Raw genomic sequence first — 14,827 nt, forward strand, 5'->3', positions numbered from 1 at the left:
GAAGCAGCATGCAAGGCCCCCCGCTGCCTGCGAGCTTGTTACGGCGCCAGTTGCTGCTGGGTGGCGCGGCCACTCTGGCCGGATGGGGAGCCCCGGCTCATGCACTGCCCGCCAAGGCGCTGGTGTTTCCACGCGACCGAGGTGCTCACCCCGGCTTTCGCACCGAGTGGTGGTACATCACGGGGCAGGCAACGGCCAAAGATGCCGGCGAGCGCGTGTTTGGCTTTCAGCTGACCTTCTTCCGCTCGCGGGTGGATGCCACGCAAGGCATGACGTCGAAGTTCGCGGCCAAACAACTGCTCTTTGCGCACGCCGCCATCACCGACGTGCAGGGTAAAAAGCTCTGGCATGACCAGCGCATAGCGCGTGATGGTTTTGGCCTGGCGGCTGCCGGAGAGCAGGACATGGCCTTGAAGCTGCGCGACTGGTCGCTCAAAGCCGAAGGAAGGACTTACACGGCAGAGCTGCCGGCCAGTGACTTCGCGATCAAACTGCAATTTGAGGAAACGCAAGCCGTGCTGCTGCAAGGCAACAAGGGCCTGTCGCGTAAAGGTCCTGACGAAAAACAGGCGAGCTATTACTACAGCCAGCCGCAGCTGGCCACGCGCGGCAGCCTGCAAGTCAAAGGCCAGACCTTCACTGTGAGCGGCAAAGCCTGGCTGGACCACGAATGGAGTGAAGAAATCCTGCACCCCGATGCCCTGGGCTGGGACTGGATTGGCATGAACCTGCTGGACGGCAGCGCCCTGACTGCCTTCAGGCTGCGTGACAAGGAGGGCAATGCGCTTTGGGACGGGGGATCTTTCCGCTCGCCGCAGGGCGGGCTCTATACCTTCAGCCGGGGCGAAGTGATCTTCAAGCCGGTGCGCCGATGGAAGAGCCCACTGACGCAGGCCTCTTATCCGGTGGAATGGATTGTGCGCACACCGGCTGATTTTTATACCGTGCGCGCCGTCATCGACAACCAGGAGCTGGACAGCCGCCAGTCGACGGGAGCGATTTACTGGGAAGGCCTGAGCGAGCTGATCGACAGCAACGGCAAGCACGTGGGAATGGGCTACCTCGAAATGACGGGCTACGCCCAGCGCTTGAGGATGTAGCGCCGGCCGCAGATGCGGCGCAGCGCCCTTGGCGGGGGATCAGTAGTCGGCGCGGATCAGGCGCTGGCTGCGCGCGCTCATATTGCGACGGATATGTGCTGGCAACCATGGGTAAGGCTGGTCGGCTGCCGACTTGGCTTCAACGCCGTAAGGCGCGCCCGGCAGCAGGAACTGGGCAGCGCCCAGCACCTTGCGCAGGAAAGACGAAGAAGAGGCAGAGCCTTGCAGCGAACGGCCACCCAGAGAGGCGTTGGCGGGAGCAGGCTCTGTGAAAAATGCGGTGCGGGTCATGAAATTTCCTTTCGAAGTGACGTGAGCGGCAACGGTTGCCAAAACAGAGGTCATGACGAGAATGTAGGGTTAACCAGTATAAAAGTAAAACGACTAATATTGCGTTTCAATGCAATAAAACTGCATATAGAGAAACGCCTCTATTCAGACAAAAACCGGACAAAAACAGCCACACCGGGAGACAAGCCATGGATATCAACCTCGCCCGCACCTTTCTCGAGATCGTGTCCTGCCACAGCTTTGTCCAGGCAGCGGAAAGGCTGCACGTCACCCAGACCGCCGTCAGCGCCCGCGTGAAAACGCTGGAGGAGTTGCTGGGACGCACGCTGTTCGTCAGGAACAAGGCCGGCGCGTCACTCACGCCTGCCGGCGAGCAGTTCGTGCGGCATGCGATGACATTGGTACAGGTCTGGGAAAGGGCCAGGCACCAGATGGCCGTGCCACCCGGTCGCCGCGCGCTGGTGACGGTGGGCTGCGAGATCAGCCTCTGGCAGCCGCTGATGCTGGACTGGCTGTTCTGGATGCGCAAAAACGCGCCCGACCTGGCGCTGCGGACTGAAGTCGGCGTGGCCGACGACCTGCTGGAGCGCGTGGCCCACGGCACGCTGGACATCGTCATTGCCTATGCGCCCCGGCAGCGCCCGGGCCTGCGGATCGAACTGCTGATCGAAGAGAAGCTGGTGCTGGTCACCACCTCCCCCGGCCTTGAAACGCCCAAACCCGCCGACTATGTGTACGTGGACTGGGGGCGCGAATTCTCGGCGCAGCACAGCCTGGCGTTTCCGGAGCTTTCCAGCGTGGGGGTGTCCTCCAGCCTGGGGCCGCTTGGGCTGGAGTATTTGCTGGCTGTGGGCGGCGCCGGTTACTTCCGGCAGAACGTGGTGCGCCCGCACATCAAGGAAGGCCGGCTCTTTCGTGTGCCGGGCAAACCGGAATTCCTGTACCCGGCCTACGCCGTTTATTCGGGCAATGCCGACATGAAGGTGCTGGAGCCTGCGCTCGCGGGCCTGCGGCAAGCCGCGGCAGGCAGCACCAGCGGCAGGCCGCGGGCGGCCAAACCGCCGAAAACACAGCGCAGGAGTACACCAAGCTCGCCGTAATGCAGGCTCAAGATGGCCCTGCCGGGATGACTACACTTGGGGATTGCACAGCCTCTCCGGCGTCTCCAGCCCTTTCAGTTCCCTTAGCCCTCTCCCCCACATCCCCTAAAAGCAGCGATGGATTTTTTTATTCTGGTGACCTTTGTCGCCGTCGGCACTTTTCTCCTCAAAAACAAAGACGAGCGCAGGCGGATCGCCCTGCTGGGCGGCCACCTCGGCCAGTACCAGATTGAAAAACTCATGGAGACCCTGACCGAGGGCTACCTGCGGGCGCTGGGTGAAAACGACGCGGAGCGCCGCGACCAGATCTGGAACCAGCTGGCCGGCTCAGAGCTCAAGCTGTGCGGGCAGTTCACCAGCTTTGTCGCCGCGTTTGCCAAATCGGATGAAGCCGACGTGCGCGTGAGCAGGCTGCCGATTTCTTTTCCTTATGCCGACAGGCTGCTCCCGGCCCTCACCTTCGACATGCGCAAAGCCCTGGCCATTCATGCACAGGGCATCCTCAACGCTGCCGAAAACAAGGCCGGCCATTCCCTCAAAACCAAGGCCTTCACCATGTCAGCCGAGCTGTTTTTGATGCAGCACAGCTGCCACTGGTTTTGCAAATCCAAAACAGTCGCGTCGGCACGGGTGCTGGTGCGGCACAAGACGTCTTATGAGCAACTGCTGGCGGCCGTGCCGCCTGAAACGCGTAAAGCCTATACCGCGCTGATGGGCGGCTGACCCGAAGGTCAGGCGGCCTTGGCCGTGTCAGGATTGGCAGCCTCTTGCCCGAGCAGCTTGTGCGCTTCGGCCAAGGGCCCGTGGTCAATCCAGTCCGCCACAGAAAAATCGTTCTGAATAAAACCGTGCCGCAGCAAAAAGTCCTTGCGAACCTCCAGCGCGCTGACAAGCTCCGGCCGCAAGCTGGGCTCCAGGTTGCCGTAGAGCGATTCATCAAAAGCTTCGGGCACCCATTCTTCGGCCACCGACACTTCACGCGCCACAATCGCGGCGGTCTCCTGCCGGTGCGCCTTGGCCCAGCGCGCCGCGCGCAGCACCTGCGCCAGGTAACGCGCCACGATGGCGGGGTGCTTGCGCAACAACTCACCGCTGACCGTCAACACATTAGGCGTGCCGTTGTTGATGGCCACTTTCTGGTCGGCGTGGTGATTGATGTCCAGCACGACATGGGCACCGAGGAAAGTTTGCAGTGCGGGCCCAGCCGCGCCGTAGTGGTAGATCGCATCGACTTCGCCGCGTATCAGCGCAAAAGTTTCGGCCCGCGCCGACTTGGCAAACTGGTGCGCGTCAAACAGCGGACCGGAGCCTGATGGCGACACATTGCCGATGTAGGGCTCGTCCACAGGCAGGTCAACCAGCGTGACGTCGGCCTCGGTGAGCCCTTCAAGCGCCAGCGCCTGCAGATAGCCCTGCAGCGCAGAGGCCCGCCAGAAATCAATCTTCTCGTTCACGCGGCGTGGCAATGCCAGGCGCTTGCCTTTGAGGTCGCGCAGCGTCTGAATGCCCGAGCCGGGCAGCGCGAGGATGGACTGGTACTGCGGCAGCCAGGTCAGCCCGACGACCACCACATCCTGTCCTTGCGAGCGCGACCAGATCGGTGGCGCATTACCGCCCTGGCGGAAAGAGTTGGCCTGGCGATGGTCGAAGTGCGACTCGCGCACGCTGCGCTCTGCCGAGGCGCGCAGGGACGACACGGTGATGCCGTCCTTGGCGAACTCCTGGTTGATCCAGCCGTGGTGGATGGCAATACCGGAAGCCGTCGGGACCGGGCAGCGTGTGTACCAGAGCTGGTCAAGCGGTTTGGAAAATGGTGTGATGCTCATAAAGGCTTTCCTTGTTCAGTCGACACGGATGTCGTTGGCGCGAATCACTTTTTCCCAGCTGCCGATCGAGTCCACGATCACCTTGCCAAAGGCCTCGGGCGTGCCGCCCACCGGGTCAAAGGCCTGCGCCAGCAGCTTGGCCCTGACTTCGGGGTCTTTGAGCACGGCGTTGATCTCACGGTTCAGGCGGTCCAGCACCGGCTTGGGCGTGCCAGCGGGCGCGACGAAACCCTGCCAGGAATCGAACTTGAAGTTGGGCAGGCCCTGCTCGGCGAACGTTGGAACATCAGGCAGTGAGGCTGAACGTGTGGCGGTCGACACGCCCAGCGCACGCAACTTGCCTTCCTTGATGAAGGGCAGCGCCGGGGCGATGGTGACGATGATGCCGTCGGCATGCTTGCCCAGCACGTCAGTCAGCGCGGGTTGCGCGCTGCGGTAGACCACGGGTTTGATCTTGATGTTGGCCTGGTTTTGCAGCAGCAGCACACCCAGCTGGCCGGTGGTGCCGATGGTGGGAGACGCCAGCGCGTATTTGTCAGGCTCGGCCCTGGCCAGCTTGAGAAAGTCCTGCACGCTGCGCGCCGGCACGTCGGCATTCACGGCAAACACTTGTGGCGAAGAGATCGCATGCACGATGGGCGCAAAGCTGGTGCGCGCGTCAAACGGCAGGTTGTTGAACAGCGTCTGGTTGATCGACAGGCCGTCAGCGGCGACAAAAATCGTGTAGCCGTCCGGCGCCGAGCGGGCCACATAGTTGGCGGCGATATTCCCCGCGCCGCCCGGCTTGTTGTCGATGCTGACGGGCTGGCCCAGGCGCTGGCTCAAGGCCTGGCCGACGATGCGGGCCAGGATGTCCGGGCTGCCGCCGGGTGCGGCCGACACCACGATTTGCAGGGGTTTGGAGGGGAAGGCATCAGCCGCCACCGAGGCGACCGGCACGGCGGCGCCTATCAATGCAGCAAACGCCAAGGCTGTACGAAAGAGCTTCATGGGACGGACTTCCTGAGGGCGGGGAAGCGAACTATAGGAAGCCCCGCCCCAAACCGGAAGGAAGAAGTCCGGATGTACTTATCCGTTTTCCAACTACTGCCTTTGAACTACCCCTGCCTCGCCTCCACCAGGCCTGTCGCCCGCCTTGTCGCCCACGCTACAGCGCGCCGCCCCGCCCCGTCCTATATTTCCATTCATGGCCGAACAACAACTTCTGAGCACCCTGCAAGCCGTCAACCACAGCGCATCGTTCAACCGGTGGGCGGGTTTCAAGGTCACGCACGCCGCAGCCGGCGAGTCCGAGCTGCGCATGGACTGGCGCAAAGACGACATGGGTCAGTACGCGGGCTACCTGCACGCCGGAATGATTGGTGCGATGCTGGACACGGCCTGTGGTTACGCCGCCGCCACCGTGGCAGGCCGCGTGCTGGCATCGCACTTTTCAGTGAACTGCCTGTCGCCGGCGGTGGGCCACAGCTTTGTGGCACGCGGGCGTGTGGTGAAGGCCGGGCGCAAGCAGGTGTTTGCGAATGCGGAGTTGTTTGCCGAGCAGGAGAACGGCGAGTTAACGCTGGTGGCTACGGGCAACGCGATTCTGGTGCCGGTGGAGGGTTCGCTCAACCCTTAGGCTGAAGACGCTCAGGCAGCAAGGCTGCCGTTCCGGATTTCTTTGAGTACGTCTGCCGCTGCGCGTGTCAGTTTTTGGGATTCCCTGCCTGCCTTGAGTACATAGTCACCTCCCCAGCGCGCCGGAGTCTCCTGACAGTTGCAGCACAAAAAAACGGCGTCTGACATGGCGGCTTAAGGGCGGCTTCGGAGCTGCTTAAGCTCGGGGCCGGGAATTTATTTCAACTCGGCGTAGGTCATCTCGCCAATCTTCTTGGCAAGCGTGTCTATGCCCAGCCAGGCGTTGCGGTAATAGTCTTCAACGGAATAAGTCTTGCCCTGATAGGTGACGATGGCCTTGATCTCGTCTTTACCGGCGAAGGCTCCGGCCAGGAAGCGCGCGGCATCTTCGCGCGCGACATACGACTTGACCGTCAGACTGGCTTCTTTTGCGGCCGTCACCTTGCGCCCGGCCTTGGCTGCGGCTTCGTTGTAGCCACTGGCAATGAGAGAGGGAATCGACGGTTTGACCACGCAGGGACCGCAATCCAGGCTCACCTTGAGCGTGGGCAACTCGGCTGCGGCGGCCGCCGTGGAAGCAGCGGCAGATTGCGGCGCCGGGCCCGATGGTGCCGTTGTGGTCGTGGTGGCGCAGCCCGAAACAATGGCCGCTCCGGCCACAAGAAGAAGACTGAGGTGATTCTTGATGCGCAAGGGAAACTCCTTTGGGTAATCTTTGTGTAATGGTCGATGACTCGTGAAACCTGGCGTAGTGTATGCCGCAGGGCCCCGGGATTCCTGGCGCCACGACCGTGCGGGCCTGGTTGGTTCAAGCGAGCGGATCAAGCGCCGGGTTTGTGGCAAACCACCTCAATGTTGTGCCCGTCCGGGCCGATGACAAAAGCGGCGTAGTAGTTCGCGTGGTAGTTCGGGCGCAGGCCGGGCGGGCCATTGTCTTTGCCGCCCGCCTGCAGGGCTGCGTGGTAGAAGGCGTCGACTTGCTCGCGATGCTCTGCCACAAACGCCAGGTGAAGATGCGCCGGTGTCTCGCTGGTCTGGAACAGGCACAGCGAAGTCTTGTCTTTTGCGCTGAGCTCGACACCGTAGGCCGGTGTGCCTTCCGAAACGACGGTTACGCCTAGCGGTTCAAGCGCCTTGAGGAAGAACGCTTTGCTGGCGGCATAGTCGCTGACGCCGAATTTGACGTGGTCAAACATGAGCTCTCCTGGTATGTGCGGGCTTGCGCGAGGCCTGATGCCACAGGGCGCCTGTCCACGCTATTAATTTCATAGCTGCTTGCGCCCGTCTCTACTGGGTTGAATGGCATTTTATCTATAAGAAATTTTCAGGCCGACCTGACCGCGCATAGGCGGCTACGGATAAAAGGCAAAAGAAAAGGCGCCCAAGGCGCCTTTTCCGAATCGACCTAACCGGGCGACCTCAGTGCGCGCCCGCCGCGGCATCCGCACTGCCCGCCCCGCCTTTGCTGTGCTTAGTCAAAAACACCAGCGGGATCAGCAGCAAAAAGATCAGCGCAGAGACGTAAAACACATCATTGGCCGCGAGCATATAGGCCTGCTGGTCGACCAGGCGATTGATGGTGCCCAAGGCCTGATCGGGCGTGAGGCCCGCGCCGGCCAGGCCTGTGAGCGCGCTGTTGGTGGCTACGCTGCCCTGGTTCACGTATTCGCTGATCTGCGCGTGGTGCATGGCGGCGCGGTCTTGCCAGACGGTGGTGGCGATCGAGGTGCCGAAGGAGCCGGCAGTGATGCGCACAAAGTTGGACAAACCCGAGGCGGCCGGGATTTTGTCGGGCGAGATGCCCGACAGCGTGATGGTGACCAGCGGGATGAAGAAGAAGGCCATGGCCACACCCTGGATGATGGTGGGGATCATGATGGTCTGGAAATCAGCCTGGGTGTTGAAGTTGGAGCGCATCCACAGCACCAGGCCGAACACCATAAAGGCGAAGGCGGCGAAGCGGCGCGGGTCGACCTTGGCGATGTTTTTGCCGACGATGGGCGACAGCAGCAAGGCGAAGGCACCGACAGGCGCCAGCACCATGCCGGCCTGCGTGGCGGTGTAGCCCATGTACTGCTGCAGCCACAGCGGCAGCAACACCACGTTGCCGAAGAAAAGGCCGTAGCCGACGGACAGCGCCAGCGCGCCGGCCCAGAAGTTGCGCCGCTTGAAGAGCGTCAGGTCAACCACCGGGTGCTCTTCGGTCAGCTCCCAGATCACGAAGGCGATCAGGCCAACCAGCGCAATGATGCCCAGCGCGATGACCTCGCCGGAATGGAACCAGTCCAGCTCCTGCCCCTTGTCGAGCATGATCTGCAGCGAGCCGACCCAGACCACCAGCAGCGCCAGGCCCACGGAATCGATAGGCAGCTTCTTGGTGACGCTTTCACGTTTTCGGAAGATGCTCCAGGTGATGAAGGCCGCGCCGAAGCCGACGGGGATGTTGATGTAAAAAATCCAAGGCCATGAAATGTTGTCGGTGATCCATCCGCCCAGGAGCGGCCCCATCACCGGCGCGACCAGTGTGGTCATGGACCATAGCGCCATGGCCACCCCCGCCAGCGCTTTGGGGTAGCTGGAAAGCAGCAGTGCCTGCGACAGCGGAATCATGGGCCCGGCGACCAAGCCCTGCAGCACGCGCAAAAAGATCAGCGTGGTCATGTTGGGCGCCAGGCCGCACAGCCATGACGTGAGCACGAACAGCATGACGCTGGCCGTGAAGAGGCGCACCTGGCCGAAGCGTTGCGAGAGCCAGCCGGTCAGCGGCACGGCAATCGCATTGGCCACGCCGAAGCTGGTGATGACCCAGGTGCCCTGGTTGGGGCTCACGCCCAGGTCGCCGGCGATGGCCGGCAGCGACACGTTGGCGATCGAGGTGTCGAGCACGTTCATGAAGGTCGCGGCCGAAAGGGCCAGCGTGCCCCACAGGCGCGCCGAGCCCGTCAGCGGCGGTGGTTGGATATAAGCAGAAGCAGGTGCGGAAGCCATGAAAGCCTTGCGGATAAAGGGCTGGTGGAAACCGCTGCGGGGAGTCGCTGCGGTTTCACGGGCTTGATGTAGGGGTGATGCGGGTGATGCGGGCGGTTATGGCTTACGGTGCAGCGCGGTTGCCGGCCAGCGACAGCGTGTGGCTGAACGCGAGGGCCTGCGACTCGGCGCCGGCCTGTGCGGGCGAAGCAGCGCCGCCCGGCGGGAGGGCCGGTTTGGCGGCGACGGCAGGCTTGGCCGTTTTCACGGCCTTGCCGGTGTTGGCGGCAATCACACGCTGCACATCCTTGTCGGCGGCATCGTCCTGCGCACCGTAGGTCTGGGTGTGCGCCAGGGCCGCGTCGCGCGGCGCATCGGCCAGCGTCTTGCCGCCTTTGTTGCTCACGTCGACTTCAGCATCCATGGAGAGGCCCACGCGCAACGGGTTGTCGGCGAGCTGCTTGGCGTCCAGCACGATGCGCACCGGCACGCGCTGCACCACCTTGATCCAGTTGCCGGTAGCGTTTTGTGCGGGCAGCAGCGAGAAGGCCGCACCGGTGCCAACGCCCAAACCTGCAACCGTGCCCTTGTACTCGACCTTCTTGCCGTACAAATCAGCCACCAAAGTCACGGGCTGGCCGATGCGGATATTGCGCAGCTGCACTTCCTTGAAGTTGGCGTCCACCCACACCTGATTCAGCGGGATGATGGACATCATGGGCGTGCCGGCAGCGACGCGCTGGCCGAGCTGCACCGTGCGTTTGGCGACGTAGCCATCGACAGGCGCCAGCAGACCGGCGCGCTGCGTGGCCAGGTAGGCCTCACGCACCTTGGCGGCGGCAACCTGCACGCTGGGGTGCTGCTCAATGCTGGTGCCTTCGGTCAGGGCCTGGTTGCTGGTGAGTTGTTCGCGCGCGGCGACCACACCGGCTTGCGCCGCGGCCAGCGCGCTTTTGGCAGTGGCCAGTTGGGTCTGGGCGTGGTTGAGTTCTTCTTTGGATACGGCGCCGTTGCCGGTGAGCGACTGGCGGCGGTTCAGGTCGTCGCTGGCGCGGGCGATGTCGCTCTGCGCTTTGACCACGTCGGCGTCGCGCAATGCGATCTGGGCGGCGAGCGTGCCGTTGTTGGCATAGAGCGTGCGCACCTGGCGCACGGCCTGGGCCAGCGCCGCTTCGGCCTGGTCGAGCGCGACTTTGGCGTCGGCCGGGTCGAGCTGCACCAGCGCCTGGCCGGCTTTCACGAAGTCGGTGTCGTCGGCCATGATGGCCATGACCGTGCCGCCGATCTGCGGCGTGATCTGGATCACATTGCCTTGCACATAGGCGTTGTCGGTGGACTCGTAGTGGCTGGCTACCAGGTATTCGTAGGCCGACCAGCCGAGGCCGGCGACGACCACGACAGCGGCCAGCGCCGTGAGGGCCTTCTTGCGTTTGGGGTTGCCTGCCGGCGGCTGCACTGGAGCGGCGGCATTGGCGGCGGAGGGTGCGCTGGAGGATTCAGGTGTCGTCATGATGTTTGCAATCCGTTTGTTAGATGTTCGTTATGCGTTCGTGATGTCTTGGCGGTCTGCCGGGCCATCGTGGCCATACCGGCCGGCCCGTAGACAAGTTAGTGAAGAAATGTGCCTCCAGCGCGCTCGGGACTAGCGTAGTCAGCTACTTTTTTAATAGCGCCGTCTGTAGGCGCGGCGGGCGGCACGGAAGCTGCTGCCTGCGCCTGCGTGGCGGTGTAGCCGCCGCCCAGTGCACGGATCAACGCGACTTGCGTGTCCAGCGCGCGGGCTGCGAGGTCCACGGCCTGCCGGCGCTGGGCCAGCACGCTGGTTTCTGCGGTGAGCACATTGAGGTAGTTGCCCAGCCCGGCCTTGTAGCGCTGCACGGCGATCTCGTAGGCGCTTTCAGCGGCCTCCTGCGCGGCGCGCTGCTCAGTCTGCTGGCGAACAATGGCTTGCGACGAAGCGACCTGGTCGGCCACGTCGCGCACCGCGTCGATCACGGCGGCGTTGTAGCTTTCAACGGCGGCGTCCAGGTCGGCGGTTTTGCCGCGCAGGTTGGCGCGCAGCCGGCCGGCATCAAAAATCGGCAGGCGCAGCGCGGGGCCTATGCCCCACTGCTGACTACCCGAATTCGTCAATTGGCCCAGACCGATGCTGGAGAAACCGGCGAAAGCGACGAGGTTGATGTTGGGATAGAACTGGGTCTTCGCATTGACCACGTCTTTGGACGAGGCCTCGACGCGCCAGCGGGCGGCGGCGATGTCGGCGCGGCGGCCCAGCAGATCGGCCGGAATGTTGGCGGCGACTGCTACGTTTTTAATGGCCGACTGCTCAGGTGGCGTCTGGACAACAACATTCGCTGCGCCATTGGGCTGGCCGATCAGCGCACCCAGGGCATTGCGCGTGAGCGCCATCTGCTCTTGCAGGGTTTCAAGCTGCAGGCGCGCTTCAGGCAGGCCGCCTTCGCTCTGGCGCAACTCCAGGCGGGTGTCCAGGCCGGCGTCGACGCGATCACGCACCAGCTTGAGCGTTTCTTCACGCTGGGCCAGCGTGCGGCGTGCCACGTTGGTTTGCTCATTCAGGCGAACGAGCTGGAAATAGGTGCGGGCGACATTGCTGGCCAGCAGCACGCGCGCAGCTTGGGCGTCAGCCTCGGCGGCATTGGCGCTGCCCAATGCGGCATCCAGCGCAGCGCGGTTCTTGCCGAAAAAGTCCAGCTCCCAGCTGGCATTGAGCTGGGCCGTGCCGCTTTCGCGAATAGAACCAGCCAGGGGCGGCGGCACCGCGCCGTTGGCGGTGTAACGCTGGCGTGTTGCGTCAAGCTGGCCGGTGAGTTGCGGCAAGGTAGCGGCGTCGGCCACTTCTGTTACGGCTTGCGCACGGGCCAGCCGGGCTTGTGCGAGCTTGAGTGTGGGGCTGGTTTGCAGGGCCTGGGCGACCAGGGTGTTGAGTTGCTCGTCACCGAATTCACGCCACCACTCGGCGGCCACCGGCGCCTGGGCTGTGGCGGTTTCAGTGCCTTGGGCCTTCAGGCCCAGCGAGGGCGCGTCGCGCAGGCTGGACTGTGGCGAAATGCCGGACATATCGGCGCAACCGGTGAGGCCGGTCGCCATGATGCCCACGGCCACCACGCTGGCGGCAGCCACCAGGGCCATGCGGAAAGAGGCGCGCCACACGGGCAGGCTCTGCGCCTGCTCTGTGTGGTTAGCTTGACCAGAAAATGCGCCAGAAGAGGCGCCGGCCGTGCAGAGGGTATTGCTGTTATTTGTCATCTTTTTCATTCGCTGCTTGAAGGGTGTGCGCGGTTTCGAGAATGCGGCGCAGGTAGCCTTTGAGGCTTTGCCACTCATCGACCGAGAAGCCGGCCAGGTGGGCGTTCTGCACGCGGCTGAGCACGGCGGGGATTTCTTTGGCTGCCTCACGGCCTTCGTCCGTCAGTTCGAGGTTGACCACGCGGCGGTCATCGCTGGAGCGCAGGCGGCGGCAAAAGCCCTTGGCTTCGAGCCGGTCGAGCAGGCGCGTCATGGAGCCGGCGTCGAGCTGGCATTCACGTGCAAGTTCAGCCACGGTGGAGGCCTTGCCCAGGTAAAGCTTAAGCATGGGCACCCACTGCGCGTTGGTCAGGCCCTTGGGCTCGAGCTCACGGGTGACTTGCTGCGAAACGCTGTTGAGGATCTGGCGCATCAGGTAACCGGTGCTTTGGCCCGCGTCGTAGTCGGAGGCGCAATAAAACTCCGCCGGCAACCCGCAAAGAGGGGTTTCGGGGCTGGCTGGCGCTTGCGGGCTGACTGGTTGGCTGGCGGTTTTGGACTTCATGGAACGAATAATACATGCCTAGACAAATAATGTCAAGGCGGTGTTTGTTTGGGCTTTTTTTGCTTGGGATGCCTTTGTTGGGGCAATGGCTTGGCGGGCTTTGTGACTAAACTCGCGGCATGGCTACCTCCTCCGCTCCCGCGCCCTCGTCACCACCTCCCCCCGCCGCCCCTGCAATCGCCCCCTCCGGTGCTGCCGGCGCCAAAGGCTCCCCCCGCTCGCTATCGGGCCTGTTGCCGTTTTTGCGGCCTTACCGGGGGCGCATCCTGCTGGCCGCGTTCTTCCTGGTGATGGCCGCGGTGGCCACGCTGATATTTCCGCTGGCCCTGCGTAGCCTGATAGACGGCGGCCTGAGTGCGGCCGACAAGGGCCAGCAACTGATGGCGCTGCGCACGCATTTCTTTGAGCTGTTTGCCGTGGCCGCCGCGCTGGGGCTTTTTTCGGCAGGCCGCTTTTATATGGTGAGCTGGCTGGGCGAGCGGGTGACGGCCGACCTGCGCAATGCGGTGTACGGGCATGTGGTGCGGCAAAGCCCCGAGTTTTTTGAGACCACACAAACCGGCGAGGTGTTGTCACGCCTGACGGGCGACACAACGCTGGTGCAGACGGTGGTGGGCTCGTCGCTCAGCATGGGCTTGCGCAATGCGGTGATGGGCGTGGGCGCGCTGGGCATGCTGGTCTACACCAACCCTTACCTGATGGTGCAGGTGCTGGGCGCACTGCTGCTGATCGTCGCGCCTTCGGTGTGGTTTGGCCGGCGCGTGCGCAAGCTCTCGCGCGCCAGCCAGGACCGCGTGGCCGACTCCAGCGCCATCGCGGCTGAGGTGCTCAATGCCATCCCCGTGGTGCAAAGCTATACCGCTGAAGGTCGCGAGTCGGCGCGCTTCGACCAGTCAACCACCAACGCTTTCAACACCGCCGTTCGCCGCGCACGCGCACGCTCGGCGCTGGTGGCCTTCGTCATCATCGCGACCTCGGCGGCGTTGCTGTGGGGCCTGTACCAGGGCACGCAAGCGGTGATGCGCGGCGACATCACGGCCGGCCACCTGGGGCAGACGGTGGTGTACGTGATCATCCTGGCCAGCGCCGCGGCGGTGCTGGGCGAGGTGTATGGCGACCTGCTGCGCGCGGCCGGCGCCACTGAGCGCCTGATGGAGCTGCTGGAGTCGCGCTCGCCCGTGACTTCGCCACAAAACCCACTCCCCGCTCAGGCAATACGCGGGGGAAGCGCCATCAAATTTGAAGCAGTCACCTTTCACTACCCGTCACGGCCGGCGCAGCCCTCGCTGCGCGACTTCAGCCTGAGCGTGGCGCCGGGCGAGACTGTGGCCATCGTGGGGCCGAGCGGCGCAGGCAAGAGCACGGTGTTCCAGCTGCTGCTGCGCTTTTACGACCCCGGCTCAGGCCGCATCGAACTGGACGGCGTGCGGACCGCCGACATGACGCTGGAGGACCTGCGCCAGCGCATCGGCATCGTGCCGCAAGACGCCGTGATTTTCTCGACCAGCGCGCTGGAAAACATCCGCTACGGCAAGCCCGGCGCGACAGATGAGGAAACCAAAGCGGCGGCGAAAGCCGCTTTTGCCGACGAGTTCATCACCGCGCTGCCCGAAGGCTACGACACCTTTCTGGGTGAGCGCGGCGTGCGGCTGTCGGGCGGGCAACGTCAGCGCATCGCGATTGCGCGGGCCATGCTGAAGAACTCCCCCTTGCTACTGCTGGATGAAGCCACCAGCGCGCTGGACGCCGAAAGCGAACGCATGGTGCAGGCGGCGCTGGAGTCGGCCATGCGCGACCGCACGACGCTGGTGATCGCGCACCGCCTGGCCACGGTGCAGCAGGCTGACCGCATCCTGGTGCTGGACCATGGCCGGCTGGTGGAGCAAGGCACGCACACCGAGCTGGTGAACCGCGGTGGTGTTTATGCGCGGCTGGCGGCCTTGCAGTTCACGGTTTGAGGGCTGCACTGAATGGTGAAATTGAGTAGCCGAATTCAAGCCCACGCATATGCATTATTTGCATAGATATTGGTTCACAATGCCTTGGACTAATTGAAGGCGCGCTTTTAAGCTCCGTGCATTCAGTTTTACCGCAAGAAATCCCACAAGGAGTTTT

Annotated in this window: 14 protein-coding genes; 5 read left to right on the plus strand and 9 right to left on the minus strand. The window is 63.6% G+C overall.

Going from position 1 to position 14,827, the window contains the following annotated elements:
- Positions 1–8: 8 nt before the first annotated feature.
- On the plus strand, positions 9–1,100 hold the full coding sequence (locus BM408_RS03050; protein WP_092126725.1) for a lipocalin-like domain-containing protein: 1,092 nt from the start codon (positions 9–11) through the stop codon (positions 1,098–1,100).
- A 39-nt stretch (positions 1,101–1,139) separates the two neighbouring features.
- On the opposite strand, the gene BM408_RS03055 is transcribed toward BM408_RS03050, so the two are convergent.
- Entirely contained in the window at positions 1,140–1,391 is a 252-nt protein-coding gene (locus tag BM408_RS03055; protein WP_092126727.1) for a hypothetical protein, read from the minus strand.
- A 188-nt stretch (positions 1,392–1,579) separates the two neighbouring features.
- Between BM408_RS03055 and BM408_RS03060 the strand changes: the two genes are divergently transcribed.
- Together BM408_RS03060 and BM408_RS03065 are read left to right on the plus strand one after the other, a co-directional pair.
- Positions 1,580–2,491 carry a LysR family transcriptional regulator gene (locus tag BM408_RS03060; RefSeq protein ID WP_092126729.1) on the plus strand — a complete coding sequence of 304 codons (912 nt, stop codon included), beginning with the start codon at positions 1,580–1,582 and terminating at the stop codon, positions 2,489–2,491.
- Between the two features lie 117 nt (positions 2,492–2,608).
- Positions 2,609–3,214 (plus strand): hypothetical protein, encoded by a 606-nt coding sequence (locus BM408_RS03065; protein WP_092126731.1) that lies wholly within the window; start codon positions 2,609–2,611, stop codon positions 3,212–3,214.
- 8 nt (positions 3,215–3,222) lie between these two features.
- Here the strand turns inward: BM408_RS03065 and BM408_RS03070 are convergent, their stop codons facing one another.
- Together BM408_RS03070 and BM408_RS03075 are read right to left on the minus strand one after the other, a co-directional pair.
- Positions 3,223–4,317: an ABC transporter substrate-binding protein gene (locus BM408_RS03070; protein ID WP_092126734.1), complete on the minus strand. Its 1,095-nt coding sequence runs from the start codon at positions 4,315–4,317 to the stop codon at positions 3,223–3,225.
- Positions 4,318–4,332: 15 nt separating this feature from the next.
- Complete coding sequence (locus BM408_RS03075; RefSeq protein WP_092126736.1) at positions 4,333–5,307, minus strand: Bug family tripartite tricarboxylate transporter substrate binding protein; 975 nt, start codon at positions 5,305–5,307, stop codon at positions 4,333–4,335.
- A gap of 196 nt (positions 5,308–5,503) precedes the next feature.
- Between BM408_RS03075 and BM408_RS03080 the strand changes: the two genes are divergently transcribed.
- Positions 5,504–5,935 (plus strand): PaaI family thioesterase, encoded by a 432-nt coding sequence (locus BM408_RS03080; RefSeq protein WP_092126737.1) that lies wholly within the window; start codon positions 5,504–5,506, stop codon positions 5,933–5,935.
- A 215-nt stretch (positions 5,936–6,150) separates the two neighbouring features.
- Here BM408_RS03080 and BM408_RS03085 read toward each other — a convergent pair whose 3' ends face one another.
- The 6 genes from BM408_RS03085 to BM408_RS03110 form a co-directional block, all read right to left on the minus strand.
- Entirely contained in the window at positions 6,151–6,627 is a 477-nt protein-coding gene (locus tag BM408_RS03085) for a hypothetical protein (protein WP_092126739.1), read from the minus strand.
- A 128-nt stretch (positions 6,628–6,755) separates the two neighbouring features.
- On the minus strand, positions 6,756–7,130 hold the full coding sequence (locus BM408_RS03090) for a VOC family protein (protein WP_092126741.1): 375 nt from the start codon (positions 7,128–7,130) through the stop codon (positions 6,756–6,758).
- Positions 7,131–7,353: 223 nt separating this feature from the next.
- The gene (locus BM408_RS03095) at positions 7,354–8,922 is read right to left on the minus strand and encodes a DHA2 family efflux MFS transporter permease subunit (protein WP_092126743.1); all 1,569 of its coding nucleotides are present in this window, start codon (positions 8,920–8,922) and stop codon (positions 7,354–7,356) included.
- A 103-nt stretch (positions 8,923–9,025) separates the two neighbouring features.
- Positions 9,026–10,411: an HlyD/EmrA/EmrK family protein gene (locus BM408_RS03100; protein ID WP_092126745.1), complete on the minus strand. Its 1,386-nt coding sequence runs from the start codon at positions 10,409–10,411 to the stop codon at positions 9,026–9,028.
- 98 nt (positions 10,412–10,509) lie between these two features.
- Positions 10,510–12,051, minus strand: coding sequence for an efflux transporter outer membrane subunit (locus BM408_RS03105; protein ID WP_254774704.1), 1,542 nt, complete (start codon positions 12,049–12,051; stop codon positions 10,510–10,512).
- A gap of 106 nt (positions 12,052–12,157) precedes the next feature.
- Positions 12,158–12,712, minus strand: coding sequence for a MarR family winged helix-turn-helix transcriptional regulator (locus BM408_RS03110; RefSeq protein WP_254774686.1), 555 nt, complete (start codon positions 12,710–12,712; stop codon positions 12,158–12,160).
- A gap of 119 nt (positions 12,713–12,831) precedes the next feature.
- On the opposite strand from BM408_RS03110, the gene BM408_RS03115 reads away from it, so the two are divergent.
- Positions 12,832–14,670, plus strand: a complete 1,839-nt coding sequence (locus BM408_RS03115) for an ABC transporter transmembrane domain-containing protein (protein ID WP_254774687.1) — start codon at positions 12,832–12,834, stop codon at positions 14,668–14,670.
- The last annotated feature ends 157 nt before the right edge of the window (positions 14,671–14,827 follow it).

Origin of the sequence: Polaromonas sp. YR568, assembly GCF_900116715.1 — a bacterium.
Taxonomy (GTDB): domain Bacteria; phylum Pseudomonadota; class Gammaproteobacteria; order Burkholderiales; family Burkholderiaceae_C; genus Polaromonas.

Coding starts and splice junctions, on each gene's coding strand:
- BM408_RS03050 (WP_092126725.1), top strand. CDS start 9: ATGCAAGGCCCCCCGCTGCCTGCGAGCTTGTTACGGCGCCAGTTGCTG.
- BM408_RS03055 (WP_092126727.1), bottom strand. CDS start 1,391: ATGACCCGCACCGCATTTTTCACAGAGCCTGCTCCCGCCAACGCCTCT.
- BM408_RS03060 (WP_092126729.1), top strand. CDS start 1,580: ATGGATATCAACCTCGCCCGCACCTTTCTCGAGATCGTGTCCTGCCAC.
- BM408_RS03065 (WP_092126731.1), top strand. CDS start 2,609: ATGGATTTTTTTATTCTGGTGACCTTTGTCGCCGTCGGCACTTTTCTC.
- BM408_RS03070 (WP_092126734.1), bottom strand. CDS start 4,317: ATGAGCATCACACCATTTTCCAAACCGCTTGACCAGCTCTGGTACACA.
- BM408_RS03075 (WP_092126736.1), bottom strand. CDS start 5,307: ATGAAGCTCTTTCGTACAGCCTTGGCGTTTGCTGCATTGATAGGCGCC.
- BM408_RS03080 (WP_092126737.1), top strand. CDS start 5,504: ATGGCCGAACAACAACTTCTGAGCACCCTGCAAGCCGTCAACCACAGC.
- BM408_RS03090 (WP_092126741.1), bottom strand. CDS start 7,130: ATGTTTGACCACGTCAAATTCGGCGTCAGCGACTATGCCGCCAGCAAA.
- BM408_RS03095 (WP_092126743.1), bottom strand. CDS start 8,922: ATGGCTTCCGCACCTGCTTCTGCTTATATCCAACCACCGCCGCTGACG.
- BM408_RS03100 (WP_092126745.1), bottom strand. CDS start 10,411: ATGACGACACCTGAATCCTCCAGCGCACCCTCCGCCGCCAATGCCGCC.
- BM408_RS03105 (WP_254774704.1), bottom strand. CDS start 12,051: ATGGCCCTGGTGGCTGCCGCCAGCGTGGTGGCCGTGGGCATCATGGCG.
- BM408_RS03110 (WP_254774686.1), bottom strand. CDS start 12,712: ATGAAGTCCAAAACCGCCAGCCAACCAGTCAGCCCGCAAGCGCCAGCC.
- BM408_RS03115 (WP_254774687.1), top strand. CDS start 12,832: ATGGCTACCTCCTCCGCTCCCGCGCCCTCGTCACCACCTCCCCCCGCC.